Origin of the sequence: Enterobacter sp. BNK-16, from assembly GCF_048684955.1 — a bacterium.
In the GTDB taxonomy this organism is placed as follows: domain Bacteria; phylum Pseudomonadota; class Gammaproteobacteria; order Enterobacterales; family Enterobacteriaceae; genus Enterobacter; species Enterobacter bugandensis.
Genome location: NZ_JBLQTQ010000001.1, coordinates 3,347,726 through 3,372,647, shown reverse-complemented (window position 1 = coordinate 3,372,647; position 24,922 = coordinate 3,347,726). Strand labels below are relative to the sequence as shown.

General features: G+C 52.8%; 35 protein-coding genes and 1 pseudogene. 23 read left to right on the top strand and 13 right to left on the bottom strand.

The window, feature by feature from the left end:
- The first annotated feature begins 2 nt into the window (after positions 1 to 2).
- Entirely contained in the window at positions 3 to 800 is a 798-nt protein-coding gene (locus ACMGGH_RS16205) for a hypothetical protein (protein WP_420299155.1), read from the top strand.
- A gap of 163 nt (positions 801 to 963) precedes the next feature.
- Here ACMGGH_RS16205 and ACMGGH_RS16200 read toward each other — a convergent pair whose 3' ends face one another.
- The 8 genes and pseudogenes from ACMGGH_RS16200 to ACMGGH_RS16165 all read right to left on the bottom strand — a co-directional run bounded on the left by ACMGGH_RS16200 (position 964) and on the right by ACMGGH_RS16165 (position 5,066).
- Positions 964 to 1,551 carry a DUF551 domain-containing protein gene (locus tag ACMGGH_RS16200; protein ID WP_420299154.1) on the bottom strand — a complete coding sequence of 196 codons (588 nt, stop codon included), beginning with the start codon at positions 1,549 to 1,551 and terminating at the stop codon, positions 964 to 966.
- The gene (locus ACMGGH_RS16195; protein WP_420299153.1) at positions 1,548 to 2,033 is read right to left on the bottom strand and encodes an ead/Ea22-like family protein; all 486 of its coding nucleotides are present in this window, start codon (positions 2,031 to 2,033) and stop codon (positions 1,548 to 1,550) included. Before ACMGGH_RS16195 ends, ACMGGH_RS16200 begins: the two co-directional genes overlap by 4 nt.
- Positions 2,030 to 2,227: a hypothetical protein gene (locus ACMGGH_RS16190; RefSeq protein WP_420299152.1), complete on the bottom strand. Its 198-nt coding sequence runs from the start codon at positions 2,225 to 2,227 to the stop codon at positions 2,030 to 2,032. The genes ACMGGH_RS16195 and ACMGGH_RS16190 overlap by 4 nt, the downstream gene beginning before the upstream one ends.
- Positions 2,224 to 2,567: pseudogene (locus ACMGGH_RS16185) on the bottom strand (transcriptional regulator). The gene ACMGGH_RS16190 and the pseudogene ACMGGH_RS16185 overlap by 4 nt, the downstream one beginning before the upstream one ends.
- 1 nt (position 2,568) lies before the next feature.
- Positions 2,569 to 3,258, bottom strand: a complete 690-nt coding sequence (locus tag ACMGGH_RS16180; RefSeq protein WP_420299151.1) for a replication protein P — start codon at positions 3,256 to 3,258, stop codon at positions 2,569 to 2,571.
- Positions 3,255 to 4,154 (bottom strand): replication protein, encoded by a 900-nt coding sequence (locus tag ACMGGH_RS16175; RefSeq protein ID WP_420299150.1) that lies wholly within the window; start codon positions 4,152 to 4,154, stop codon positions 3,255 to 3,257. Before ACMGGH_RS16175 ends, ACMGGH_RS16180 begins: the two co-directional genes overlap by 4 nt.
- Positions 4,155 to 4,239: 85 nt before the next feature.
- Positions 4,240 to 4,785, bottom strand: coding sequence for a toxin YdaT family protein (locus ACMGGH_RS16170; protein ID WP_420299149.1), 546 nt, complete (start codon positions 4,783 to 4,785; stop codon positions 4,240 to 4,242).
- A 29-nt stretch (positions 4,786 to 4,814) separates the two neighbouring features.
- Positions 4,815 to 5,066 (bottom strand): transcriptional regulator, encoded by a 252-nt coding sequence (locus ACMGGH_RS16165; RefSeq protein WP_001514164.1) that lies wholly within the window; start codon positions 5,064 to 5,066, stop codon positions 4,815 to 4,817.
- Between the two features lie 127 nt (positions 5,067 to 5,193).
- On the opposite strand from ACMGGH_RS16165, the gene ACMGGH_RS16160 reads away from it, so the two are divergent.
- The 16 genes from ACMGGH_RS16160 to ACMGGH_RS16085 all read left to right on the top strand — a co-directional run bounded on the left by ACMGGH_RS16160 (position 5,194) and on the right by ACMGGH_RS16085 (position 13,855).
- Positions 5,194 to 5,886 carry an XRE family transcriptional regulator gene (locus ACMGGH_RS16160; protein ID WP_420299209.1) on the top strand — a complete coding sequence of 231 codons (693 nt, stop codon included), beginning with the start codon at positions 5,194 to 5,196 and terminating at the stop codon, positions 5,884 to 5,886.
- A gap of 26 nt (positions 5,887 to 5,912) precedes the next feature.
- Positions 5,913 to 6,449, top strand: a complete 537-nt coding sequence (locus ACMGGH_RS16155) for a hypothetical protein (RefSeq protein WP_420299148.1) — start codon at positions 5,913 to 5,915, stop codon at positions 6,447 to 6,449.
- A 551-nt stretch (positions 6,450 to 7,000) separates the two neighbouring features.
- Positions 7,001 to 7,198, top strand: coding sequence for a DUF1482 family protein (locus ACMGGH_RS16150; RefSeq protein ID WP_420299147.1), 198 nt, complete (start codon positions 7,001 to 7,003; stop codon positions 7,196 to 7,198).
- A gap of 70 nt (positions 7,199 to 7,268) precedes the next feature.
- Positions 7,269 to 8,240 carry a hypothetical protein gene (locus tag ACMGGH_RS16145; RefSeq protein ID WP_420299146.1) on the top strand — a complete coding sequence of 324 codons (972 nt, stop codon included), beginning with the start codon at positions 7,269 to 7,271 and terminating at the stop codon, positions 8,238 to 8,240.
- Between the two features lie 7 nt (positions 8,241 to 8,247).
- Positions 8,248 to 8,532 (top strand): host nuclease inhibitor GamL, encoded by a 285-nt coding sequence (gamL, locus tag ACMGGH_RS16140; RefSeq protein ID WP_420299145.1) that lies wholly within the window; start codon positions 8,248 to 8,250, stop codon positions 8,530 to 8,532.
- 18 nt (positions 8,533 to 8,550) lie between these two features.
- Positions 8,551 to 9,396 (top strand): phage recombination protein Bet, encoded by an 846-nt coding sequence (bet, locus tag ACMGGH_RS16135; protein WP_420299144.1) that lies wholly within the window; start codon positions 8,551 to 8,553, stop codon positions 9,394 to 9,396.
- A complete protein-coding gene (locus ACMGGH_RS16130) occupies positions 9,393 to 10,073 on the top strand; it encodes a lambda exonuclease family protein (protein WP_420299143.1) in 681 nt (226 codons plus the stop codon). Before bet ends, ACMGGH_RS16130 begins: the two co-directional genes overlap by 4 nt.
- A complete protein-coding gene (locus ACMGGH_RS16125; RefSeq protein ID WP_420299142.1) occupies positions 10,070 to 10,498 on the top strand; it encodes a regulator in 429 nt (142 codons plus the stop codon). Before ACMGGH_RS16130 ends, ACMGGH_RS16125 begins: the two co-directional genes overlap by 4 nt.
- Positions 10,495 to 10,647 carry a DUF1317 family protein gene (locus ACMGGH_RS16120; RefSeq protein WP_006809793.1) on the top strand — a complete coding sequence of 51 codons (153 nt, stop codon included), beginning with the start codon at positions 10,495 to 10,497 and terminating at the stop codon, positions 10,645 to 10,647. Before ACMGGH_RS16125 ends, ACMGGH_RS16120 begins: the two co-directional genes overlap by 4 nt.
- Positions 10,644 to 11,705, top strand: coding sequence for a DGQHR domain-containing protein (locus tag ACMGGH_RS16115; protein ID WP_126811195.1), 1,062 nt, complete (start codon positions 10,644 to 10,646; stop codon positions 11,703 to 11,705). Before ACMGGH_RS16120 ends, ACMGGH_RS16115 begins: the two co-directional genes overlap by 4 nt.
- Before the next feature lie 53 nt (positions 11,706 to 11,758).
- Entirely contained in the window at positions 11,759 to 12,172 is a 414-nt protein-coding gene (locus tag ACMGGH_RS16110) for a hypothetical protein (protein ID WP_126811198.1), read from the top strand.
- Entirely contained in the window at positions 12,169 to 12,828 is a 660-nt protein-coding gene (locus tag ACMGGH_RS16105; RefSeq protein WP_420299141.1) for an MT-A70 family methyltransferase, read from the top strand. Before ACMGGH_RS16110 ends, ACMGGH_RS16105 begins: the two co-directional genes overlap by 4 nt.
- Complete coding sequence (locus tag ACMGGH_RS16100) at positions 12,825 to 13,043, top strand: hypothetical protein (RefSeq protein WP_023300422.1); 219 nt, start codon at positions 12,825 to 12,827, stop codon at positions 13,041 to 13,043. Before ACMGGH_RS16105 ends, ACMGGH_RS16100 begins: the two co-directional genes overlap by 4 nt.
- Positions 13,040 to 13,357 carry a hypothetical protein gene (locus ACMGGH_RS16095; RefSeq protein ID WP_420299140.1) on the top strand — a complete coding sequence of 106 codons (318 nt, stop codon included), beginning with the start codon at positions 13,040 to 13,042 and terminating at the stop codon, positions 13,355 to 13,357. The genes ACMGGH_RS16100 and ACMGGH_RS16095 overlap by 4 nt, the downstream gene beginning before the upstream one ends.
- The gene (locus tag ACMGGH_RS16090) at positions 13,354 to 13,545 is read left to right on the top strand and encodes a DUF1382 family protein (RefSeq protein ID WP_022650956.1); all 192 of its coding nucleotides are present in this window, start codon (positions 13,354 to 13,356) and stop codon (positions 13,543 to 13,545) included. The genes ACMGGH_RS16095 and ACMGGH_RS16090 overlap by 4 nt, the downstream gene beginning before the upstream one ends.
- 91 nt (positions 13,546 to 13,636) lie before the next feature.
- Entirely contained in the window at positions 13,637 to 13,855 is a 219-nt protein-coding gene (locus ACMGGH_RS16085) for a TraR/DksA family transcriptional regulator (protein WP_032657245.1), read from the top strand.
- A gap of 1 nt (position 13,856) precedes the next feature.
- On the opposite strand, the gene ACMGGH_RS16080 is transcribed toward ACMGGH_RS16085, so the two are convergent.
- Positions 13,857 to 14,348, bottom strand: a complete 492-nt coding sequence (locus ACMGGH_RS16080; protein WP_420299139.1) for a hypothetical protein — start codon at positions 14,346 to 14,348, stop codon at positions 13,857 to 13,859.
- A gap of 176 nt (positions 14,349 to 14,524) precedes the next feature.
- On the opposite strand from ACMGGH_RS16080, the gene xisR reads away from it, so the two are divergent.
- On the top strand, positions 14,525 to 14,737 hold the full coding sequence (gene xisR / locus ACMGGH_RS16075) for an excisionase family protein (protein WP_032657248.1): 213 nt from the start codon (positions 14,525 to 14,527) through the stop codon (positions 14,735 to 14,737).
- Entirely contained in the window at positions 14,737 to 16,017 is a 1,281-nt protein-coding gene (locus ACMGGH_RS16070; protein WP_420299138.1) for a tyrosine-type recombinase/integrase, read from the top strand. Before xisR ends, ACMGGH_RS16070 begins: the two co-directional genes overlap by 1 nt.
- Before the next feature lie 106 nt (positions 16,018 to 16,123).
- Here ACMGGH_RS16070 and ACMGGH_RS16065 read toward each other — a convergent pair whose 3' ends face one another.
- Entirely contained in the window at positions 16,124 to 17,062 is a 939-nt protein-coding gene (locus ACMGGH_RS16065) for a LysR family transcriptional regulator (protein WP_232948224.1), read from the bottom strand.
- 89 nt (positions 17,063 to 17,151) lie between these two features.
- Here ACMGGH_RS16065 and ACMGGH_RS16060 point away from each other — a divergent pair, with 89 nt between their 5' ends.
- From ACMGGH_RS16060 to ACMGGH_RS16050, 3 genes are all read left to right on the top strand, one after another.
- Positions 17,152 to 17,628 carry a GNAT family N-acetyltransferase gene (locus tag ACMGGH_RS16060; RefSeq protein WP_045260478.1) on the top strand — a complete coding sequence of 159 codons (477 nt, stop codon included), beginning with the start codon at positions 17,152 to 17,154 and terminating at the stop codon, positions 17,626 to 17,628.
- A 122-nt stretch (positions 17,629 to 17,750) separates the two neighbouring features.
- The gene (locus ACMGGH_RS16055; protein ID WP_232948223.1) at positions 17,751 to 18,419 is read left to right on the top strand and encodes an epoxyqueuosine reductase QueH; all 669 of its coding nucleotides are present in this window, start codon (positions 17,751 to 17,753) and stop codon (positions 18,417 to 18,419) included.
- Between the two features lie 119 nt (positions 18,420 to 18,538).
- The gene (locus tag ACMGGH_RS16050) at positions 18,539 to 18,811 is read left to right on the top strand and encodes a DUF883 family protein (protein WP_028013089.1); all 273 of its coding nucleotides are present in this window, start codon (positions 18,539 to 18,541) and stop codon (positions 18,809 to 18,811) included.
- 25 nt (positions 18,812 to 18,836) lie between these two features.
- Here ACMGGH_RS16050 and ACMGGH_RS16045 read toward each other — a convergent pair whose 3' ends face one another.
- Complete coding sequence (locus ACMGGH_RS16045; protein ID WP_232948222.1) at positions 18,837 to 20,300, bottom strand: EAL domain-containing protein; 1,464 nt, start codon at positions 20,298 to 20,300, stop codon at positions 18,837 to 18,839.
- A gap of 280 nt (positions 20,301 to 20,580) precedes the next feature.
- Between ACMGGH_RS16045 and ACMGGH_RS16040 the strand changes: the two genes are divergently transcribed.
- Positions 20,581 to 21,465 carry a hypothetical protein gene (locus ACMGGH_RS16040; RefSeq protein WP_028013087.1) on the top strand — a complete coding sequence of 295 codons (885 nt, stop codon included), beginning with the start codon at positions 20,581 to 20,583 and terminating at the stop codon, positions 21,463 to 21,465.
- Positions 21,466 to 21,499: 34 nt separating this feature from the next.
- On the opposite strand, the gene ACMGGH_RS16035 is transcribed toward ACMGGH_RS16040, so the two are convergent.
- A complete protein-coding gene (locus ACMGGH_RS16035) occupies positions 21,500 to 22,675 on the bottom strand; it encodes an HlyD family type I secretion periplasmic adaptor subunit (RefSeq protein ID WP_028013086.1) in 1,176 nt (391 codons plus the stop codon).
- Positions 22,672 to 24,852: a type I secretion system permease/ATPase gene (locus ACMGGH_RS16030; RefSeq protein WP_232948221.1), complete on the bottom strand. Its 2,181-nt coding sequence runs from the start codon at positions 24,850 to 24,852 to the stop codon at positions 22,672 to 22,674. Before ACMGGH_RS16030 ends, ACMGGH_RS16035 begins: the two co-directional genes overlap by 4 nt.
- Positions 24,853 to 24,922 lie beyond the last annotated feature (70 nt).

Below are 24,922 nucleotides of genomic sequence, written 5' to 3'. Positions count from 1 at the left end.
GCTTGATTTTTTTTAAGGAACTATTAGCAGCGTCAAAGGCAAATGCATTAGAACGGATTAAAAACCCCATCATTGGCGCTTATGCTTTCTCATGGGTTGCATTTAACTGGAAAAGCATTCTTATTACCATCTTCAGTGATAAGAATATCGAAGATAAAATCGGATGGATAGCTCAAAATTCGGATATTAGAACTAGCCTAGGATATCCAGCCATTATGACAGGAATAATCCTCATTATTCTTCCCCTCTTTTCAGCCATTGTAACCTTCGCTCAAAATAGACCACTTGGCTATGTGATTAAAAAGAACTATTCAAGAATAAGGTTGAATCTTCTAAATAAGATTGACACCGAGCAACTAAGAGCAAAGGCTTCTATTGCATTTAACCGAGAACTAGCAAATGAAGAATTGACGGTTCAACAACTTAAGGCAAAAATACAAGAAACTATAGATGAAAGCTCAAGCCTGAAGGAGAAGTATCACTCTCTTCAGGCTGAGCATAGTGTATTGCAAGGAAGATTTTCTCAAGCCGAAAAAATGCTTGGTGACTATCAAGAAGTCAAAAACATGCTTAACCAAAAAACTCAAGAAGCTTCAAAAAACTTCGAAGCATTTCAAGATACATCTCGTAAGCTTAGTGACAAAATTCAAGTCAAACACCACCTTGAAACAAATTTAAATCAACTGAAAGAAAAGCTTCCGGAGCTTTTCCTCGGAGTTGTGATACATGGCCAAGAGCAGTTAAATCAGCAATTTATCAATAGGATCAAAGAACTTAATGATAAGCCTAACGGCGATTAGCACACAAAGGCAGTTCCAAAGCTTTCAATAAAATAATAGGCATCGTCATGCATATTCAACGATGCCTAATTATTTTTATCACAACCTGTTAATTATCTTTCCTAAGCTGCTTATCCAGCTCAACCCACTTAGCCACTTCAGGGTCGCACTTAGGGCAGTACGTTTAGGGCCGAGGAGGATAGGTCGAGAGTTGCTTATACGGATGTGTAAGCCTCCTGGTATCCGGGTGCTTATGGCAGAATCCATGCTCGCCGCCATCCGGAATCACCGGAGAGTTGCTGCAGCGCGACTCGGCATTTTCTGGCGAAGAATCCAGTGCTGGCGCGGTCTTCATGGTGCAGCGCGACTCGGCGTTTTTGGCACACTGAAGCATGGCGGCGCGGCACTGATTGAATCCATGCGCCCATGCTGATGCAAGAGCCATATCGTCTTCGGTTATTTCCTCTGGAACATCTTCCCAGCTAACGTCATCAGGCACAGATAACGGCGCTGGCGGGGCGGCGTATAGCGCTATCCATCCTTCTCCAGACTCGGCATATACAGAGCATGATTCGATATGCCCTGACTTTAGGAGCTCAGCGTATTCAGCGTCGAGGTAGCCCACAGCCTCCGCTTCGAGCGATGCCAGCGCGATACGAAGCGCCGCCAGCGTCTTGCTGTCGTCTTCGTCCAGGCCGAACGGGATTTCATCGCGGGTGGCTTCCATTTCGGCAATTTTCTGCTGCAGCCATTCTTTGGCAATAGTGCTCATGATGCTTCTCCTTTACCGGTGCCATATGCTGATAAGCACTCTTCAAATCCAGCCTGATTATCAGTTTGACCTAAACTGAAGCCATGCTGAAGACCATGACGAAACGCGCTGTCTTGCAATTTATCTGCGGTATCGAGCTTCGCCTCCAGCTCAGCAATCCGCTTCTCTGCGGAATCGGCTCGTGTCCGGTGTTTTTCAATGGCTAAACACGCCTGGTCATAAGCCCATTGTGTTGGAGTGCGGTTTTCATAGCGTTCATTTGCTGATTTGATGGCTGATTTAAGCTCAGAAATGCATTTATCTTTGGCTTCCAGCTCATCCAGCAGCGCCAGCACGGTGGCGGGGTTGGCGGCGGCGATAAGCTCTATCTTTGACTTGTGGACAGTGCATAGTTGACGACCTGTTTCAAACCATTCACTACCGTATTTCTGGATAACGCTATCCGCAGCTTCACGTAATGCGCGTTTGTCGATGTTGCTCATTGGGCGGCCTCCTCCATGATTGGGTCTGCTGGTAAAGTCATGTGCGGCACTTCAATCAGTTCTGCCCGAGCATCAGCCGTGTTCAGCGCCATTAATGCGACGATCCGCTTCTGCTCAGCATCCATTCGTAACGCTACTGTCTTGCCGTTCATATTGAAGAACACCGCAACGTTTTTGATATCTTCGATTTTCATACCCCTGCCTTCCCCCAAACCATCAATACTCGCTTCATAACCGCGCTGTTGCGGCACTCCTGGCAGATCACGTTAGTGTCCGTCCGCTGAATTAACTTCGACTTACCCTGCTTCATGCCCGGTATCGTGTCAGGGGCGAAGCGCATGCCGTAACTGGTCAGGCTGTAAAGACGCTGGCCATACTTGCCTTCGCAGCTGATCAGACCTTCGGCCAGCAACGTGCTCACCGTCCCGGATATCTTTTTGGTGTCCAGCCGATAAGACCTGCCAGCTTGGCGTTGTTCAGGCCTGGGTTATTTCGCAGGGCTGCCAGCACCTGTTCACGGATTGTTATGGTCATCTCACACCATCCCGTTAGACTTGTTGCGGTTGTACTTCGCCAGCAGCAGCTGGATCGGCGTCGGCCCGTGTTCGGCAGCCGGTGCTGCAATCGACCGGCGTACCGGCGGCACTGGCTTACCCTCCGTGACTCGCTTCTCCCACATGTCCAGCAGATCGCCCGCTTCGCGCGCCAGCTCACCATGCGTTAACTGGCGCTCTGTGCTGCGGTGGCGCAATTCAACGCAGATGTGGTACATGACCGGCTGCGACCAGGGGAATTGCTCGCTGGAGGTGAATTCGAACGAACGGTTACGCCAGTCCCAGTATTCGGCGATCACATGATCAACGGTGATGCCCAGCACACCGCCGCTCTGCTTGCACCAGGCGACGAACTGACCCGGCGACGGCAGGAATGGCCGCTCCTGGCTACGTGCAACACGCATACCTGCTTCAACCTGGTCCATGGTGTAAATTCCATTCTCCTGGAACGCCATGAGCCATTGACGTCGGAATTCGTTTACATCACCCTGGGTGCGAAAGTTCGCCATGCTTGCAGGGAATGCAACGCGAAGCTCGTTGAACAGGTTGTTGAATATCAGCGCGAGTTGCTCAAGCCGTGGGCGAACTTCGTATTGTTCAGGCAGGTTGTGGGCTATGCGGCTCATCTGCTCGCGGTCGTGATTGCGTAACTGCTCTGAAAGAGATTTCATGGCATCACCCCATAGATCCAGTCAGTGTTGTTGAAGTCGAGATCCGGCTTGGAAGCTGGTTTGATAGCGAACTTCGGCTTAAAAAGTCCCTGGTAACCATTCGCAATACTGGTGTTGATCACGTCGACCGGATTGTGTCCGTCTTCCAGGCACTCTTTCAGCAGCTTGAATGCCTTCGTGACGGTCAGCTCAGTTTTGATCGGCTTGCCAGACTGTTTGCGGTAAGCAACCCATTCCTGCCAGGCGGTTTGGTTTAGCCAGTCAGGAACGTCAACATCGAGCGGATCAAACTTGTCCTTCCCCCTTGGGGGATTAGAGGGGGTATTAGGTTTTATATTTGTCTTTGGAAGAATGTCTTTGGTGTTCCCTATTTTCAGGGATACCTCTCCCTGTTTTTGGGGGTGGTTATCCCCGTTTTCAGGGATGGTTTTAAAGGTGTTTTTTCTATCCCCGCTTTCAGGGATGGTAATAACTTGCGTTACAACTTCAGCGACCGGGAAACTGACCGGGCACTTTGCACATTTTGGCTTTGTGTAAGCCCAGCTATCCAGAAGCGTGTTGATCCCGATGTAACGTGTCTGCCCGATTCTGCGCATCTTGATGATGTTGCGATAAGCCAGGCTGAGCACAGCTTCAGAAACGTGCTTAACGGCCAGTCTGGTTTTATCTGCAATGAGGCTGTTGGTGATCCGGTCCTCTTTCTTGGACCAGCCATACGTCAGGCGAACAATAGCATTCAGCACGCGGAACTCACGCCCCGAAAGCTCTACGAAACACAGGGCATCCTGAATCTGGTTAGCAAGGCGAAGATAGCCATTTTCCAGATCGGCCATGCGATTCTCCTGCTGCGCCGGTTGCTGCGCAGGGAATTTGATTACTTTGGCGGTGTTTGACATACTTACTCCTGCAAAGAGTCCAAACGATTTGCACCAGAAAGTCGGTTCTGTTCGCGCAGACCGGCTTTCGCCATTTTTGTAGTTCTCACATGACCCCCAGCATCGACGTGACCATCGTCATGAGTGGGCCTACCTGCTCCGGCATGAGGCGGAACAGCGACGCTATACCCTCGCTTACTTCTTTCAGCTTCTGATGTTCTGGAGCGTCCAGAAGCACGGCCTGTTTAGCCTCGGCACACTCTTTCATCGCAGAGGCGATCAGCGACATCGTGTCATTCTGCGGTGCCAGGCGGTTGCGGTACTCCAGCGGCAGGACGGCCATGATTGCCGGGGCCAGCTGGCGAATGTTGTTGGCGGCGTATTCGGTGTCGCCGTCGATCCAGCGGAATACCTTCTGCATCTGGCGGTGCGAGTCAGTAGGGATATCCAGACCGGTGCCGCCGGTAGCCCGCCACTCTTCAACAATCAGAGCGGCGACAAATTCACGGCTGCGGCAGTCAGCTGCCCAGGCGCGAACAGCCGCGCGGATCCCATCGATGTTGAACGCCGTGGAATCAGGTTCCCGGCGATTATGGTAAATCATCGCCGTTGGCGAAAATTTGTTACCTTGTTGATACGCAAGTGAATGCATTGCTTTCCCTTTCGCGGTTAGGGCCGCCGTTAAGCGGCATGGTTGTCAGGGTGAGGAAAGATGGACGGCAGGTCCGGGCGGAATTCATGAGCCTGGATTTCACCACCAACCGCTTTCACCAGCTCAGGAACGTGAACCGGGGAGATGCGCTTCTTTCCGTTAAGCCAATCGCAGATAGTGGACTGGGCTTTACCGCAACGTTTTGCCAGTTCTTTCTGGCTGCCAGCGATGGCGATCGCTTTCTCTACTGCGGAGTTCTTCTCTACTGTTGGGGTCTTCATAATCACCTCAGCTATCAGTTTAAAGCGATTATGGTTATCACTTTAGCGAATGTCAATCGCATAGGCGATTTTTTGCTAAATAATCGCTTGAGCGATACAGTTAAAGGAGTCATTAACAGAGGTGAATATGGGATTCTCGGAGCGCCTGGCGCAGGCAATGAAATATGCTGGATACACACAAGGCCGATTAGCCAAAGATGTCGGCATGGCTCAGTCCAGCGTTAATAAATTACTCAAGGACGCTAACGGATCTCGTAAGACTGTTGAGATCGCCTCTGTTCTGGGTGTGCGGCCGGAGTGGCTATCTACTGGTGAAGGGGAAATGGCTTCCAGTGGCGTAAGAGAACCTACTGCGCTATACCAGGTTAAGCCGTCATTGAATGGGATTTACCGCGTGGATGTACTCGACGTTAAAGCCAGCGCTGGACCGGGCACTATTGTCACCAGCGATTTCATTGAAACCATCCGGGCCATCGAATACACGAATGAGCAGGCGCGCGCATTGTTCGGCAACCGGCCAGCTACACACGTCAAAGTCATTACGGTTAACGGCGACAGCATGGATGGCACCATTTCGCCTGGAGATCAGATCTTCGTTGATACCGGCGTTACGCATTTTGATGGTGACGGAGTTTACGTCTTCGTCTTCGGCAAAACACTTCATGTTAAGCGTCTTCAGATGCAGCGAGATCGCCTCGCAGTAATATCCGACAACCCGATTTACGAAAAGTGGTACGTTGAACCTGAAGATGAAGATACATTTTATGTGATGGCCAAAGTTCTGCTTAGGCAGTCTGTTGACTATAAAAGATTCGCTTAAATAAAAAATACGGAAATACTAAAATCATGAAATGGTTGAAATTTGCACTTTTAAGCACCGCATTGATTTCGTCTCAGGCAATGTCTGCTAGATGGTTGTTAACATATTCTAAAGATGAGATGCGTGGTACAACTGAGAAAATTCTGCAAACTAACTCTAAGCGACCTGTTGATTTACAGCCACCATATCAAGGCGGATCATGGCTGGCGATGGTTCTGCGCTCCCCTAGAGTTGAACTAAAAGAAGGTGAAAACCCTGATAATATTCAACTCGATAAAGCAATCCTCATCATCACTAAAGGGCAATTCAATTGTCCTTCATATGATGGTTGTCATATCAATGTGAAATTTGATGACGAGAAAATACAGAAATACAAAACACTCAGGCCAAATAATGGCAGTACTGACGTTATTTACTTAGAAAATCCAAAAGTGTTTCTACAGGACATAGCGAAACATAAGAAACTGATTATCGAGGCCGATTTTTATCAGTCTGGGGCTCGTCAGTTCACTTTCGATTTGAATGGATATTCAACACCAGAATTAAATCCAGAAACAGAATAACATCGACCCGCTCCGGCGGGTTTTTTATTGCCCTCAATCCTCCCCTCCCTCATACCCCAACTTTTTAACCCAACAGCCATCACTTTTTTCGCCATTCCCCAAAAAAATATCGCTTTAACATTCAATGCATTATCACTTTAACGATGAATAATATCGTTTAGGCGATTGACTCAAATAATCGCTTTAGCTATTGTTAACCGTATAGACGAACGGCGCGTCTTTAAACCATGCGTCGGACGCCCGGCGGGCTCAGGGAGAGCGGCAATGGTGCGTAATCAAACGACTTTCATACCTCAGTCGCTTCACCGAGGCGGCTTAGTTATGACAACCGGCGGCCATCCACCGCCCATTGAAACACTGAATAAATGCGTTGAAGTCTTGTATTAACCGTTCCGTTCGCCGCGATAAGGCCAAGAGGAAATCATGGTAAACCAGCAGCAGATCAGAGAGGCTCAACGGCTCGCGTCGTTTGCGGTGCTCCATCGCAATGCTCCGGCGTGGGAAGAAGCAAAGCGCCTTTACGCCGTCGCTATCGGGAGGACTCTTCACTGATGGAAACTTTATTCGCACTCGTTCTGACCGTGGCAATGACCAACGGTGATTATCAGGACGTCATTCTCGGCGTTTACGACAGCCAGCAGGAATGCAGCCAGGCAGCTACAGAGCAAAAAGTAACAGCTGAATGCTGGCCAGTAGAAAGCATCCTCCGCGACGGCGAGTTCCCGGCGAAAGACATCGCGCAGCACTAACCACCCTATTCAACCGATCGGCCTGGCATTACGCGGGCGGGATCTGCACATCCAAATTTCAGGAGAACCCATGAGCGAAGTAACGGACTTAACTGTCATCGAAATCAAGCCGGAGCAGGCGCCAGTGCTGTACGTAGCGGGCGGCCTTGACGCTTATCTCGAGCAAATCCGCCAGGCGGTAAACGAAGTGCCGGACCTGTCCACGAAGAAAGGCCGTGATCGTGTCGCCTCTCTGGCGGCGCAGGTGTCCCGCAGTAAGACGGCAATCGAAAAGCCTGGCCGTGAGTACCTGAAGCGACTGAAAGAGGCTGTGCGCCCTGCTGAGGCCGAGATTAAGCGTTTCGTTGATGCCTGTGACGAGCTGCGTGATGCCACCCGCCGCCCCCTCACCGAATGGGAAGCAGAGCAGGAACGCATTAAGGCTGAAGAAGCCATGAACGCGCTGCACGACGAAGCGCTGGTGATGAACGAAGAGTTCGACCGCCAGCGTGCCGCGCAGATCGAGGCAGACCACGAAATGGCTCTGCTGATGAATGACAAGTTTGACCGTGACCGCGAAGAGCAGCGCCGACAGGCGGAACAGGCACAGCGTGAGCACGAAGAGCGCATTAAGCGCGAAGCGGCAGAACAAGCCCGCCGCGATGCCGAAGCGAGGCACAAAGCGGAGATTGAGGCCGCAGCGCGCCGTGAAGCCGAAGAGAAATCCCGCGCTGAACTGGCGGAACGCCAGCGCATTGAATCGGAACAGCGTGCGGCACGCGAGAAGCAGGAAGCAGAAGCCCGGGCAGAACGCGAAAAAGCCGCGGCAGTGGAAGCTGAGCGCCTCAAGGCAAAACAGGCAGAAGAAGCCCGTCTGGCTGAGCAGAAGCTCATCGCCGATGAGCAGGCAAAACGTGAAGCTGACGTGAAGCACCGCAAGACGGTCGGCACCAACATCGTTAACGCGCTCACCAGCCACACCAGTTTAACCCGCGAACAGGCTATCGAAGTGCTCACCGCTCTGAAAGATGACCTGATCCCCTGCGCGAAAATTCATTACTGAGGCAACCATGAACTCATACCTCACTTACGACCGCATCGAAGATCGGCGCTGGGCTGAGCAGCAGCTCACCGACGAGAAAGAGAAGTGGATCGGTGACCGGGCTCGGGAAATCATCGACATGATGCCGAAAGAGCCGTCCGGCCTCTTCCACTTCTCAGTCCCGATTGACTCCAGACCATATGAAGGACTGCGCAGCGATGACGCTGGCAAGGCCTACAACGATTTCATTTCGGCAGTTGCTTACGCCCAGGCGGAATACGACTGGGAACACCGTACCGGCTGCCCGTTTTAATTTTTGAGGGGATTAACGATGGCAAAAGAATTAACAATCACAGCGACGTCGCTTCAGGAGATAGGCGTCGACGTCTCCACCTGGAGCGCGCTGAAGAACAGCATCTATCCTGGCGCCAAAGACGAATCGGTAATGATGGCGCTTGACTACTGCCGCGCCCGCCAGCTGGATCCGTTGCTCAAACCAGTCCACCTCGTTCCGATGTACGTCAAAGACTCGAAAACAGGTAAAGGTGACTGGCGCGACGTGGTCATGCCGGGCATCGGGCTTTACCGCATTCAGGCAGACCGTTCTGGCGATTATGCCGGGGCCCGGGAGCCTGAGTTCGGACCCGATGTAACTCAGACGCTTACTGGTGTCGAGGTGACCTTCCCTCAGTGGTGCAAATACACCGTCTACAAGCGCATGCCCAGCGGCGAGATCGTCGAGTTCAGCGCTAAAGAATACTGGATTGAAAACTACGCCACCGGCGGCCGCGACACTACGGCGCCGAACGCGATGTGGAAAAAGCGCCCGTACGGCCAGCTGGCGAAATGCGCAGAAGCCCAGGCGTTGCGTAAGGCATGGCCTGAGATTGGACAGCAGCCTACCGCCGAAGAAATGGAAGGCAAATCACTGGACGTTGATATCCGTGACGTCACGCCGCGCAACACCACTGAAGCACTTCCACCAGCAGCAAGCGAAGAAACGCTGCAGGCGATAACCGATCTCTTAACGACCCTGGATAAAGACTGGGAGAAAGACTTCCTACCAGTGTGCAGCGACATCTTCAAACGGCCAATTCTTGAGGCGTCAGACCTTACTGAAGAAGAGGCACAGAAAGGGTTCAACTTCCTTCAGAAAAAAGCTAAGGCGGCAGCATGACACCAGAAATTATCCTGTCCCGGACCGGTATTGACGTAACAACTATCCAACAGGGTGATGAGGCATGGCACAGGCTACGCCTAGGCGTTATCACCGCCTCTGAAGTACACAACGTCATCGCCAAGCCAAGATCGGGAAAGAAATGGACAGACATGAAGATGTCCTACTTCCACACCCTACTCGCCGAGGTATGCACCGGCGTAGCGCCAGAGGTTAACGCCAAGGCGCTGGCCTGGGGAAAGCAGTACGAGGAAGACGCCCGCACCCTCTTTGAGTTCACAACTGACGTGAAAGTCACGGAGTCTCCGATCCTGTTCCGTGACGAGAGCATGCGCACTGCGTGCTCCCCTGACGGCCTTTGCAGTAACGGGTTCGGCCTTGAGCTTAAATGCCCTTTCACCTCTCGCGACTTCATGAAATTCCGCCTTGGCGGTTTCGAAGCCATCAAGTCTGCGTACATGGCCCAGGTGCAGTACAGCATGTGGGTGACTGGAAAAGACGCCTGGTTCTTTGCCAACTACGACCCGCGCATGAAACGCGAAGGCATTCACCATGTCGTCGTTGAGCGGGATCCGCAGTACATGACCGATTTCAACGAAATGGTGCCGGAGTTCGTTGAGAAGATGGACGAGGCGCTGGCGGAGATCGGATTCACATTCGGGGAACAGTGGAAATGAAACGCACGCCATTCTACCGCAGGCCCGGGCGAACCGGGCAATTCTCCGGCCTCCGTGAACGCGTTATCTGGATGATTCAGACGCGCGGGCGCCCGGTAACCGGCAGTGAAATCGCTGAGAAGTTTGGCGTAACGCTCATCGAGTTTAACCGGGTAGCCAACGGCATTACCCGCGGCACCGGACAGATAGCGCAGATCGTTGAGTCGGAAAAATGGCTCAACGAGGACGGCATCTGTGACCGCACTTTCGACCTCGTAACGAAGCCGAAGGTTGTAACGCCGCAGGGTAAATCGCGCCTGTTCACCCGGCGCGCCATAGAGCAGTCACAAGAAGGCCGACGGCAGGAGTGCATTGAACGTGCCGCCCGCCGTAGCCGCCTGATCGCTCAGGGCCTCTACATCGACGAAATGGAGTCCATCCTATGACTCACGCTCACGACGACATCAGGGTTGGCACGCTGTGCCTTCCCTTCATTGGTAACGGCTGGCTAATGCCATGGGGTGAAGTGGTAAGCAATCCATTAAAGGCGCAGCGGCTCGCTGAGGAATATCGGGAAAGGCAGGAGGCGGCATGAGCAAAGTAGGCGATTATTTCTTTGAGTTCCCGGCGTCGCGCGGCACGCAGGGTGGTACTGTGACTTACATGATCACTGCACCTGCCCGCGCGCTGACGCGCATACTTGCCTCCGACAATCACGGCAGCACGCTCGAGCGTTCTCAACGCGAAATTAACCAGGCGCGAGTGAAGAAGTTTTACCAGTACCTCGTCAATGCCTACCAAAATAAAGAGCCCTTCATCATCCCGCCACTGGTCGGCAACTGCGACGCGGATATTGAGTTTGAAGAGTTCGGCAATACGAATGTGGGCGTCGCACGCTTCCCTATGGATGCAGTGATCAAGCTGTTCGACGGCCAGCACCGCGCCGCCGGGTTAGCTGAGTTCTGCCGGACTTACGGAGAGCCAATCAGCATCCCGCTGATGCTGACCCATAATCTCCCACTGAAGGCACGCCAGCAGTTCTTCTCCGATATCAATAACAACGTCTCGAAACCTTCCGCTGCGATCAACATGGCCTATGACGGGCGTAATGAAGTTGCACAGGGGATGGTGACGTTCCTGTCTCAGAACGACACCTTCGCAGAGGTGACAGACTTCGAGCACAACGTCGTTCCAGCGAAAAGTAAGCTGTGGGTGAGCTTCAAGGCGCTTAGCGACGCGACGGCAAAGTTTGCCAACGCGGGCAGTAAGCCGCTGGAAATGGGCGACATCGAATCTATCTGGGAGGCCTGGTTGGTCCTGACGCAGATCGAAGCGATTCGCCACGGCACCAGCCAGGCGGACTACAAGCGTGACTACATTCAGTTCCACGCGGTGATGATCAATGCCTTCGGCTACGCCGTTCAGCGGCTGATGGCTGACCACTCAATAGTCGATATCGTCCAGATGATTGAGGATCTGGCAAGCAATGCGGGCTCCTCTGAGATGGAAGACTTCTTCCTGATTGCTCGGTGGGGTGGCGTCTGTGTTAACGCAGAAAAGGACCGCCCAACGATAATTGCCTCCGTTCCGGCGCAGAAATCAGCTGCTGAGCGGCTCGTCAAAGTTATCCTGGCGCAAAGCCTCGGGGAATAGTTATGACAATGCAGATGCACTCAATGCCCTGGCCTGAATCTCAGGCCATTTTTTTGTCCAAAACTTATCTGTACATGGATATGGATGAACTGTGCGCAACGTTACAGCGCACCAAAGCGGCTATCCAGATGAAGGCCAGCAGCATGGGTCTTTACCGCTGCGGGAAGTTAACCATCGACGATCTGCAGCTGATTGAAGCCCTGCTTGATGCCGGTCTTGAGCATGCGGTTATCGCCAGAAAGTTCGAGCTCTCCGAGCCTCAGCTAATGAGGGTTCTGGAAACAGAATCCTTTCATTGTGATATCTGCGGCACGTTCTCCGCGTCTATGCGTTCCTCTTACTGGAAATTCGACGGAGAGCCGCAAAGGACCTATAGCTGCTGTCCGGCGTGTTGCCGGGCGATGGTTGAAAGCTTTAACGCAGGACACGACGGGCCGTTGCTGGCACGCAGACTGGAGGCGGCATGACCGGAAAATACTCTCTTATCTACGCTGATCCACCCTGGTCTTATGGCAACACCATCAGCAACGGGGCTGCTGCCGATCACTACTCCACCATGAAGTTAATCGACATCAAGCGCCTGCCTGTGTGGGAACTTTCCGCCGAAAACTCGGTGCTGGCGATGTGGTACACCGGCACGCATAACCAGGAGGCTATCGAACTGGCAGAGGCCTGGGGCTTTACCGTTCGCACGATGAAGGGCTTCACCTGGGTGAAGTTGAATCAGAACGCAGAGCTGCGCATCAACAAGGCGCTGGCCGAGGGTGAAGTCACCGACTTTTACGACTTCCTCGATCTGCTTAACGCCGAGACGCGCATGAACGGCGGAAACCACACCCGGGCCAACACTGAAGACCTGTTGATTGCCATCCGCGGCGCCGGGCTGGAGCGAAATCATGCCGGGATTAAGCAGGTGGTCTACAGCCCGCTCGGCGCGCACAGCGAAAAGCCTTGGGAAGTGCGCCACCGACTGGAGTTGCTTTACGGAGATGTGCCGCGCATCGAGCTGTTTAGCCGCAGCGCGGCGCCAGGCTGGCACCACTGGGGAAATCAGTGCGCCACCGCCGCGGTTGAATTGCTACCAGGCTGTGCCATCGACGTTTTGAAAACGGAGGCCGCATGACGCCAGAAACAGACAACGCCATCCGCGCCGCCTGCCGCCGCTGCACCGAGGAAATCCAGCAGGCCATGCGCAAAAAGCCAAAGCCTAACTGGAACGAAACGGTGCCCCCCATCATCAACAAGCATCACAAGAAAATTGAAGCTCTGGGAGTTAGCCTCCTGGAGTTCGTCGTCAAAACTGGCCGCCTGAACGGGCGGTTTGGAGCCGAACAATGACAACAGAATTTAAAGCGCTACCAGTCGAACGCGACCAGTACGGTTACTGGACTCACCCGCTTTACGATGAATTTTGCGATGGGCGTGAATCTATCTCTCCTGATCAATTTAACGCCTGGCTGGATAAGAACGGCCTTGAGTGGAAAGTGGAGTACCGCGATGAGGATGACGTCGATCCCGATGTGGACGGTTATGACATCTCAGCGTGGCAGCCAGAAACACCCGCCGGCGATGGTTGGTTTGTCGGTTCAATTCACGACACGGAAGATGGTGCGGTCTGCATCTGGCTGCGGCACGCTGGCGGCGCCGCATGAACAGAGCCTCGCCCGTTGATTTGAGGAAAAGCCTCGAAATTGCCAACCACCTGGCGCACATCGGAATTCGCTTTGTGCCGATCCCGGTTGCGACCGAGGAAGAATTCCAGACACTGGCCGCCGAGTTATCGCGACGGCTTGAGCAGATGGCAGTCGAAGCCGAAAAGAATGAAGGCGGTGCCGCATGAAGGCACTAATCACCCGGGAGCTTAAGGCTCCCTTTTTATTGCTGCCGTTCACCTTCAACCGAATTAACCGACAGTTCCGGGAGCACTGACCATGGCCGACATCATCGATACCGCAGCAGAGATTGAAGAGCTTCAGCGTAACGCAGCCCTTTCCGCCCACCGGCTCAACCGCAACGCCGTATCAGCAGAGCATTGCGCTGAATGCGGCGAGGATATCCCTGCGCCGCGGCGCGTTGCCGTTCCGGGATGCCAGACGTGCGCAGAGTGCCAATCTGTTATCGAGTTGAAGAATAAGCAGAGAGGGATTTAATTCATTTACATGCTTTTGCATATAGCTCGTTGAAGGCTTTCAGCTGAGAACGAAACTCATCGACCAAAAAACCATCATCCGTTGCGTAAGCTATCGGTCGTCGTGAATACTTGAAGCCCAGAACTAAATGATATGGTTCGGCAGCAATAAAACGCGCACCTATTTTACGGCCAAGTTGTGTCTGACCAGATATGACGCCGCAAACATACGGATGCCCTTCAGAACTATGCGATGACATTTCTGTGAAAGTTACTGGCTTAGATGTATCTAAGTCGCTGTCACAAAAACCTATCATCATTTTCCTTGCTTGCTCATCTTTTGGATTTTTTGCACTTTGCTCTTTTAGCACATCGCAGCCATCAGGATTCCCTGCCCCGCGCTTGAAGAATTCAATAACTGCAGGTTTTACATCTTCAAAATTGTATTGTTCTTGAGCATGACTACATTGGGCCAATGTTAAGAGCACAAGCAGCAGCAAATGCTTTGTTTTCATGGATGTCGATCCCTCAAATGTGACTCCTAACATATCGGCAGATATTGGATTTACCCAACTAATTTTCTAAAAAATGTGCATGCCCCGCTTCGTCGGGGCCTCTTTTTACCTGATTTCGAATAATCAACACGACGCAACAGGCGTGGGTATACTCACGCCGGTTGCCAGGAGTCATCATGGCGCAAATCATTTTTAATAGAGAATGGGTTGTTGAGGCAGAACTGACGGCGCTTACTGGCCTGACAGAGCGCCAGATAAAAGCACTCCGAAGCGGGCCATGGCTGGAAGGTGTCCACTTCAAGCGACAGGCAATGAACGGAGGAGAAACTAAGCGTGGCTTGCTATGGTACAACTACCCTCGCATAAATCAGTTAGTGCAGGAGCTGTAATGACCTTCCCAACAGGTGTTGAAATTCACAATGGAAAAATCCGGTTAACTTTCACCTTTCGCGGCAAACGCTGCCGGGAAGTGCTGAAAGGCTGGATGGTCACTCCTGCAAATATCAAAAAAGCGGGAAACCTGCGCGCGCTCATATTAAGTGAAATACAGCTGGGTGAATTCGATTACGCTCGGCGCTTCCCTGAGTCGAAAAGCGTCAAGAAATTTACCTCTACGCGTGTTGCTTACACCTGGGACGAACTTACCGAACTCTGGCTGGATGCCAAGGAAGAGGATGTTTCAAGAAACACCATGACGCGAATTAAGGCGCAGCTCAGGACGATGAATAAGGTCATCGGAGGGAACACGTTAATTTCCGATATTACTCACAGCGACATGATGCAGTACAGAAAGGAGCTGTTGCGTGGAGAAAGCTTTTACTCTGAGGGTAATAAGAGAAAAAAGACTGGCCGCAGTGTGAACACGGTGAACGACTACATTTCATTGACCTGTCAGATCCTGCGCTTTGCTCACCGTAGCCGATTCATCACCGATAAACCGTTTGAGCACATCACAAAGCTGCACAAGGACCGTAAGAAACCGGATCCATTACAGCGTGATGAATACGCCACGATGATGCTGGCCCTGACGGGTCAGGACAAAAACATGTGGCAGTTCGCCATCGGCGCCGGCCCCCGTCACGGTGAGATTGCGGCACTGTCGTGGGAAGATGTTGATCTTGATGCAGGAAAGGTTCATATCCAGCGCAACCTGACGGGACAGGGTGATTTTGTACCGCCCAAGACTAAGGCTGGGGATCGAATAATCACCCTTCTCGCTCCTGCGCTTGATGCGCTGCGTGCACAATATGCCCTCACTGGCCATCTGCCGGAAACGGAGATCGTTCAGCATTTCAGGGAGTATGGGAAGTCTGAAGTACAGAGGAAGCGTTTTGTGTTTCTGCCGCGCCTGGGGACAAAAAATCCGGGTAATTATTTTTCGACGCAGTCAATTACCGATCGCTGGGATGCCTCGGTGAAAAAGGCCGGTATTCGCCGACGCACGCCGTATCAGTCACGACACACTTACGCATGCTGGTCACTTGCGGCTGGAGCAAACCCTTCGTTCATCGCCAGCCAGCTCGGGCACGAAGACGCTGAGATGGTGTATCGGGTGTACTCAGCCTGGATCAAGGAGTTTGACGGTGAGCAGGTGGAACTGTTAAACGAGCGGTTAGGGTTTGCCCCCAGTATGCCCCTGAAAACAAAATTATCTAAAATAAACCAATAATATCAATACGTTAAAAGCATATCCCACTACTATAGGGGGGTATGGTATATGAGTTATCTTACATATGTAAACTTACTTTTAACGTGAAATCTAGATCGCGCTGAGCTTATCCGGCACTCATCCCCCTGCCATCTTGCGCCAGCATTTGCAGCTCCTCCTGAAGCCATCGGGTCGCCCCCCGCTGGCCGCTGCGCTTATGCGAGTAAATTTTCACCTCAAATTTGGGAATAGAGAACGGCAAGGCAAAAATCCTCAGTTCCGCCGCCGCCACCAGCTTCTCGGCGGCGTAACGAGGAATGGCCATCAGCAGGTCGCTTTCCGAAACGATAAACGGCGCGCTCAGCATCGACGGCGTTTTGATCGCAATGTGCCGCGTATAGCCCAGCTGCTCGAGCCGCACGTCCAGGACGCCCTGCTTTTCATTCCAGGGCGTCACCACCAGGTGTCGGGCCGCGAGATAATCCTCCAGCGTTAGCCGGGTCCGGCTTGCGTTGCTGATAACCACATACTCATCCTCAAACCAGCCGATCTCTTCCAGTTCCGGATGGCGGATATCGTCCTCGGTGCTGAAACCCAGCGCCAGATCTACCTCTCCCGCCAGCAGCTCCGTCAGCGCCGGGCTGTGCGGCAGATAGCGCAATTCGAAACGCAAGCCCGGGGCAGCAGTCTGCAGCTTGTGCATCAGGGCGGGAAAAATACATAGCGCGGTAAAATCCGTAATCCCAATTTGCAAGCTTTCGGTACTGCTGGCGGCGTCAAACTCCGGCTGCGGGGTCAACTCCTGATTAAGGAACGACAATGCGGAAGCAATAGAAGGCGCAAGCTGAGAGGCGTACACGCTGGGGGACATACGATGCCCTTCCCGAAAAAAGAGCGGATCGTTAAGGGCCGTGCGCAGACGCGACAGCGCATGGCTCAGCGCCGAGGTGCTCATCGCCAGCTCGTCGGCTGCGAGGCGAACAGAACGGTGGCGGTAAATGGCGTCAAAAACGGGCAGCAGGTTTAAATCAAGACGTCTCAGCGCCGGATGCATAATATTCATCATTTGTTGATTTCATTGCACTTAATTCTTCGGACAATACTCCGTATGCTTAACGCCATCAATCGCGAACCGTGCAAATAACAGGAAAAACAATGAGCATAACCCTTCGTCAGGCCCGTCCCGAAGATGCAGCGGCTATTTACGCCATGATCTATGAGCTGGCGGTATATGAAAAAGCCCCCGAAGAGGTCGTAACCACGCCGGACGAGATCCGGGAAACCCTCTTTGGTGCGGGTAGTAAAACCGAGGCGTTGATCGCTGAGTTTGACGGCAGGATCGCCGGCTATGCCGTGTTCTTCACCAGCTATTCGACCTGGCTTGGACGCAACGGGATTTATATGGAAGACCTGTACATTTCCCCGGACTACCGCGGTAAAGGCGCAGGCAGAGCGCTGCTGAAACATATCGCTCAACTCGCGGTAAAACGGCAATGTGGCCGCCTTGAATGGAGCGTGCTGGACTGGAACCAGCCCGCCATCGATTTTTATCTCAGCATTGGCGCGCTGCCGCAGTCCGAATGGGTGCGCTACCGTCTTGACGGCGAAGCGCTGCTCAAATTTGCCGAATAGCGGCACCGCTCAGCGCGAGGATCCCGACCAGACGGGATCCTCGATTCCCGCCAGTACCGTCTGAAGACATTAATAACTTGTGCTACAATTCCATAAATTTCATTAACATATTGTAGAACAACATGAGTACAACCCCCTTCATCCGCCCGCAGCTCACCCTGCCAAACGGCGCCGATAAACTTCTGCTGCACTCCTGCTGCGCCCCCTGCTCCGGTGAAGTCATGGAAGCTATCCAGGCCTCGGGCATTGACTACACCATTTTCTTCTATAACCCCAACATCCATCCGCAAAAGGAATACCTCATCCGTAAGGAAGAAAACATTCGTTTTGCAGAGAAACACGGCGTGCCGTTTGTTGATGCCGATTACGATACTGATAACTGGTTCGAGCGTGCCAAAGGCATGGAGTGGGAGCCCGAGCGCGGCGTCCGCTGCACCATGTGCTTCGATATGCGCTTCGAGCGTACGGCGCTCTACGCGGCGGAAAATGGTTTCAGCGTTATCAGCAGCTCGCTGGGGATCTCTCGCTGGAAGAATATGCAGCAGATCAATGACTGCGGCCAGCGTGCGGCAGCGCGCTATCCGGGGGTGGTCTACTGGGACTACAACTGGCGCAAACAGGGCGGCTCATCACGCATGATTGAGATCAGCAAGCGGGAACAGTTTTACCAGCAGGAATATTGCGGCTGCGTGTATTCCCTTCGGGACAGCAACCTGCACCGCAAGTCGCAGGGCCGCCCGCTTATCCGCATTGGCAAGCTCTATTACGGCCAGGATGAGAACGAAAAATAACGCCCTCTTCTGGTGTAGATATATCCGAAAACCGACCAATTCCCTCCGAAATTTAGCGTTCCGCCTCTCATCTTTTCAAAGAGAGGCTATCCTTTAACTATCAACAAAAGGAGGCAAAAATGTCTGATTTCGGTACTGATAAAAACACCCAGTTTGCTGAAGACAAAGCAAAAAATAAATTTGATGAACTTTCAGGTTCAGCCCAGCAGCAGTTCGGTGAATTCGTTGATTCACCGAAGCATCAGGTAAAAGGCGCTGCGAAAAAATATGCCGCACAGGCCAGCGATGCTGTCTCTGACGTGACTGAAGCGGTCAGAAATAACCCGCTCACCGGCCTTATCGCCGCGGGTGCGGTTGGTATTGTGCTTGGCCTGTTGCTGGGACGCAAATAAACAAGGCCCTTCGGGGCTTTATTTTTTAGCTGAACAATCTCACCATGCGGTCTAATTCCTCCTCTTTTACGGCACGCGAGAGATAATATCCCTGAAAGTTTTTCACACCCAGCTCGACTAATTTTTCAAACTTCTCCTCACTGTCAACGCCCTCTGCAATACAAGCCGTTCCGGTCATGTCGCTGTAAATCTGTATCGCTTTTATCAGATTATAATCGTTGTCGTTCGCCACAAAATGATCGACGATGTCCCGATCCAGTTTCAGCCCATCAAAATGCACCTGCCTCACGGGGAACATGGCATGATGGCTTGAGAAGCAGTCGTCAAGAAACAGTTTGCACCCCGTATTACGCAGGTGCCGCATGGTTTCTGGGATGCTTTTATCTTTCGTTACATCAATATCTTCCGCGAATTCAAAGACCAGCTTTTCCGCCCACTGGGGGTTAAGCAGCATGCCGATGGCTTTCCTGGCCATCTCTGGCAGCGCGTTCCCGGACGCCAGGCGAGGCGGTATATTAACGGAAAAATAGAATTTACCGTTATATTTATTAATCCCGGACACGGCGGCGTGGATCACCATAGCCGTAATCTTTAGCCATACTTCATAATTAGCGATGTCATTCAGAAAACGGGCTGGCTTGACTATTTTACCGTTCTTATTCCAGCGAATAAGTATCTCAAACCCCACTCCTTTCTTGTCACGATCGGTAATGATCTGGTAGGCGGGGAATATCTCCCTTTTCACCAGCGCATTAAAAACTTCCGCTTCTTTATCCGTGAAGTCCACTCTTTGATTTTGGCTTTTAATCCGCGTTTCCACTTTTACATTGCGCGGTTCATTCAACCATCGCTTGATACAATTTAATTTCTGCAGACCTTCTTTACGATGGGTGTAGACCGTTTTATTAGAAAGCCTCAGTTTGTCGCACTGGTCTTTTATAGACATACCGCGATAGAAGTTCAATAAAACATCAACCTCTCTTCTTGTCAGCCATTTTAGCTTTTCTGACGAAGAACAGTCCAGATAGTAATCGCGTAATAAGCGCGAGCGGTCCTTAAAGCCATTATTGTGGGTGTGGAAACAGGTTATTACATCAGATACGCTGGCTATGCGAATCAATGATAATTGATGACTGTTATTTAGAAGACTACCCAGGGTTCGATACAGCCAGCTGTCCGGTATATCACCATACAGGGTAACACGACGAATAACAGGAAGTGCATTGAGTACGGATGCCAGTCGCGTCAGGCTCTCCAGGAGAGCTACCGTACCTTTTCCCAGGAACACTACGATGTGAGCGTTTTGATGAATAAGGATATTTTCCTTGTCAGGATCAGATAACGCATCTCCATCAAAGTGAATATGCGCAGTCTCTATGCCATACTTTTTGAGCAGCAGGTGATATCCCTGAAACGTAAAGCCGCAGGTTGAAATGACAAATCTTTGCTCGTTGCGCGCATCATTCCTGAGAGAAATTGGGTGGGTCATAACCTGCTCCTGGGCACGAAAGCGCCATTATTATTATGAGTATGTAAACCAACAGCGGTGTGTATAATAATTTTACAATACACCATCAGGTTAAGATACTGTTATCAACGCCATGCACTGTAACATCTTTGCGTTAATCACCCTTTTCCACGCATAAATATAACTCTATATTTCTTTTAAAATACCGACCGCAAGCCACTTTTTCTCAGGTATAATGAAAATTCCGAAAAAGAAGGCTGGATACTTCATCTATCGGCTCATCAAATACGAGAAAAATGCTATGGATAATCACATCTCATCCAGGGCCTTGCTACATCGAAGGGATGTTATAAAAAGCAACCCGCGGTTTAGCGAGGCAATATTAGAGCACTACACAATCAATGACGCCATCTACAAAAAGCAACCCTTGTTCTACAAGACAATGCTTCAGGAATCTCGGTTTAACATTATTCTTTCCATGTGTTGTTTTATATTTGGCAATCAGGCCGAATCCGTCTCAGAGATAAAAGAGTTATGTTCCCGCTATAAAATAGCCAGCCCCAACAGCGTTATTGCGATCATTACGTTACTCCGAACCACGGGACGCATCAGGACCTGGCGCTGTACGGAAGACCGGCGAAAAACGAGAATTGCCCCAACCGAAAAAGGATTGAATGAACTCAAACGCTATATGTCCGGTGCATTTTTACCCGTCAGCATTCTTTACCCGACGTTTAATATTGATGTAAACCTGCTGGATAATGACACATTGAGAAATAATTTCTTCCGCCGCGCGGCAGAATATCTTTTTCGGGGATTAACGTTCAGAAAAGTTTTACCGGAAGTGGGGTTATTTATTGATAAGGATGGAGGCCGCATGATTATGCTGTATCTTTACCTGCAGGCCATAAAAAACAAATCCGCCCACGGCGCGGTTATTCAATACTCCGCCAGCACGCTCGCTAAAGAATTCTTTGTCTCCCGGATCCACGTCAACCGGATTATCAAATCGGCACATGAGGCAGGTTATCTTAAAGATCGTGGTGACGGTCGCCTGTCGGTGTATCCGGCGTTTTTCGAACTGGTCGAAAACTACGCCGGATTATATTTCGCCTATGTTACTCATTACATTAACGTGGTGCCGAAGGAGCGACGCCACCCAAACAACGTAACGTCAACGGTATAATACAAATGGCGTTCGGTATCCCGAACGCCAATCTTTATCTCTCGCGCAGCGCCTCTTTTGCCTTGTTCAGCGGTTTCAACAGATAATCCAGGATGGTTTTGCTGCCGGTTTTAATATCTACCGTTGCAATCATCCCTGGAAAGACCGGAAAGTCTTTGCCCTGCTTATTGGTCAGGTGGTTACTGTCGGTGCGGATATAGACGCGGTAGTAGTAGACATCTCTTTTCACCTCGTCCTGCAGGGTGTCCGGCGAAATCATGGTCACCTCGCCCTCCAGCCCGCCATAGATGGAGTAGTCATAGGCCGTAATTTTCACCAGCGCTTTCTGGCCGGGGTGGATAAACGCGACATCGCGCGGCGAGATTTTCGCCTCAACCACCATCTGGTCGTCCAGCGGGACCAGACTCATCAGCTTGCCGTTCGGGGGAATAACGCCGCCCACGGTCGTCACGTCAATATCCTTCACAATCCCACGCACCGGCGCGTTGAAGGTCAGCCGGGTCAGGGAGTCCTCACGCCCTTTCATCACCGAACGCTGGGCTTCAATCTCCGCGTTGGCTTTCGCCAGCTCTTCGCGGGCGCGGACATAATACTGATTTTTCATCTCGGTGATTTTATTCTCAAGCTCATTTTTTTGACGCTCAAGACGTAACACCTCAACCTTGCTGGCCGCCCCCTGGGTCACCAGCGGACGAGTCAACGACAGCTCGCGCTGCACCAGCTCGGCGCCCTGACGTAAGCCGGCCAGCCCTTTTTCAAGGCTCTCGCGACGGGACTGATAGAGCGCCGTTTCCTGTTTGACCAGCTCAACGTCATCGTCCAGCTCCTCGGGAAACGCGAGTTCCGTGTCGTTAACTTCGGCCTTCAGTCGCGCAGCCGTTGCCAGCGCCGCGTTCAGACGAGACTCGCTCTCCAGCACGCTGGACTCGGTTTTAGTCCGGTCAAGCTGTGCCAGCTGCTGACCGCGCTCAACGATATCGCCTTCGCGAACCAGCAGGCTGTGGATAATCCCCCCTTCCAGGGACTGAATCACTTGCTCATGGGAGGACGGGATCACCTTGCCGCTGCCGGTCGTGACTTCGTCCAGCTGGAACAGGCTCGCCCAGGCGATAAACACCGCCAGCAGGGCGAACAGCGACCACGCCACCAGCGAGGATCGCGGCAGGCGCGGCTCTTTCAGACGGCTGTTATAACGGGAGAAATCGTTCATGCCGCACCCTCCTCCTCTGCAACAGCCGCCGGCTTCATGGTCACGGTGCGCTGTGCCGCCTTTTGCGGCGCCAGCCCGTGCTGATGCAGGATCGCGTCGCGCGGGCCGTCCATCACCACCTTGCCGTTTTCCAGTACAATAATACGGTCGACCAAATCCAGAATCGGCAGGCGATGCGTTGCTACCACCAGCGTCCGGCGCTTGCCCAGCCATTTGTGAAGATGCTGAATAAACTGCTTCTCGCTCATCTCGTCCAGCCAGGCGGTAGGCTCATCCAGCAGCAGGATATTCGGGGCAGTGATCAGCGCGCGCGCCAGCAGCAGCGCCTGACGCTGTCCGCCGGAGAGGCCCGTTCCGCCCTCGTTGATGATGGTGTTCAGCCCCATTTTCTGCTTACGCACATACTCCAGCGCGCCGCTATTGACCAGCGCCTGATGAATTTCATCGTCGGTGGCGAGCGGGTTCCCCATCAGGATATTGTCCCGCACGGAGCCAAAGAACAGCCGCGCCTGCTGGCTAAGCAGCTGCATGTCGCGACGCAGATCGGCCGGGTCCAGATGATTGAGAGCAATATCGTCCAGCAGAATGCTCCCCTGCTGCGGCTGCTGCATTCCGGCCAGCAAATGCAGCAAGGTGCTTTTCCCCGAACCATTACGCCCGAGCACCGCCACGCGCTCACCGGCGCGAATCTGCAGTTTGCCGATGTTCAGCACGGTGAGTTTCTCTTCTTCGTCATAGTAGAAGCCGACGTCTTCCAGCCGGTAATCCCCGCGCAGGTGGGCTTTATGCACCTTCTTCCCGTGCTGCGGATCGTCAATCGGGCGCTGCATCAGGTCGTCCAGCCCCTTGCGGGCCACTTTTGCCGACTGCCAGCGCGAGAGCACGCCAGAGATCTGCGACAGCGGCGCGATGGTACGCGATGCCAGAATCGAGGTTCCCACCAGCGCACCGGTGGTCATGTCGCCGCTGATGACCAGGTAACAGCCCACCAGCAGGACCACCGCATAGACGATGGACTGCACCTCCTGGGTCCAGGTCAACAGCAGCCCCGTCAGCCAGCGCTGCTTCATGCCGACGCTGGCGGCCACGTCGTTGGTGTTGTTCCACTGGTTCTGGAAGCGCTGCTCGGCGCGCATCAGCTTGATGTCTTCAATGCCCTGCACCGCTTCTACCAGCGTCGCGTTACGAATGGCGGATTCGCGCATCCCTTCGCTGGAGAGTTTCCCCAGCGGGCGCTGCACCAGCAGGCCCGGAATAAGCAGCAGCGGCACGGCGAGCAGGACCACCAGCACCAGTGGGCCGCCAATCATCCACAGAATAAAGACGAACAGCAGGAAGAACGGCAGGTCTGAGATCGCCGCAATGGTGGTGGAGGTGATGAGCTCGCGCACCGACTCCAGCTCTCGGATCTGGGCGATAAACGATCCGGTTGATTTGGAGCGCGCCCCGTTTTTAATTCGCAGCGCGTGGGCAAAGACGCGTTCTGAGATGCGCAGGTCGGCGCGTTTCCCCACCACGTCCGAAATATGCACGCGCAGCATGCGCATGATGAATTCAAACACGATGGCGAGCATAACGCCGCCAAACAGCACCCACAGCGTGGCCTCCGACTGCGACGGCACCACCCTGTCGTACACCTGCATGGAGAAGACCATGCCGGAGAGTGCCAGCACGTTAGCCACCAGCGCCACCAGCATGATGTCGCTGTAGCGGCGCCAGTCCTTCAGCGCCAGCTGCCAGAACCAGTTTTTCTCATACGGTTTGATGTAGTCGTCCACGCGGGCATCCGGCGTAGACTCAAGCGGGCGCAGCACCAGCAGCGTTTTCAACCGTGAGCCGAGCGCGTCCCGCGTTAGCGTCGTCTCCAGCCCGCCGTCGCCGCTGAACTGCAGGCTGACGTTGCCTTCGTTGTCCATGCGGTTAATGACCGCGATTTGACCGCCAGTGAATTCCGCCAGCAGCGGCAGGCGCCACGGATCGAGAGATGTTGCATCCGTCGCCACGCGCATTCCCAGCCCTAGCTGGCGCGCCATCTCCTCCAGCACCAGCTGGCGCGGAGACTGACTTTCATGGTTAATCGTGACCCGAACGTGCTCCACCGAAAAGTCCAGCCGGTAGTGCTTCGCGATGATGAGCATGCCCTGCAGCCAGGGTTCGTACTGTGGATGTGTCTTCATAATCTCCGGGTTAACGCCATTCGTGTAAAGAAACGCCAAAAGGCCGCGAGGATTGCTCCCCGCGGCGTTG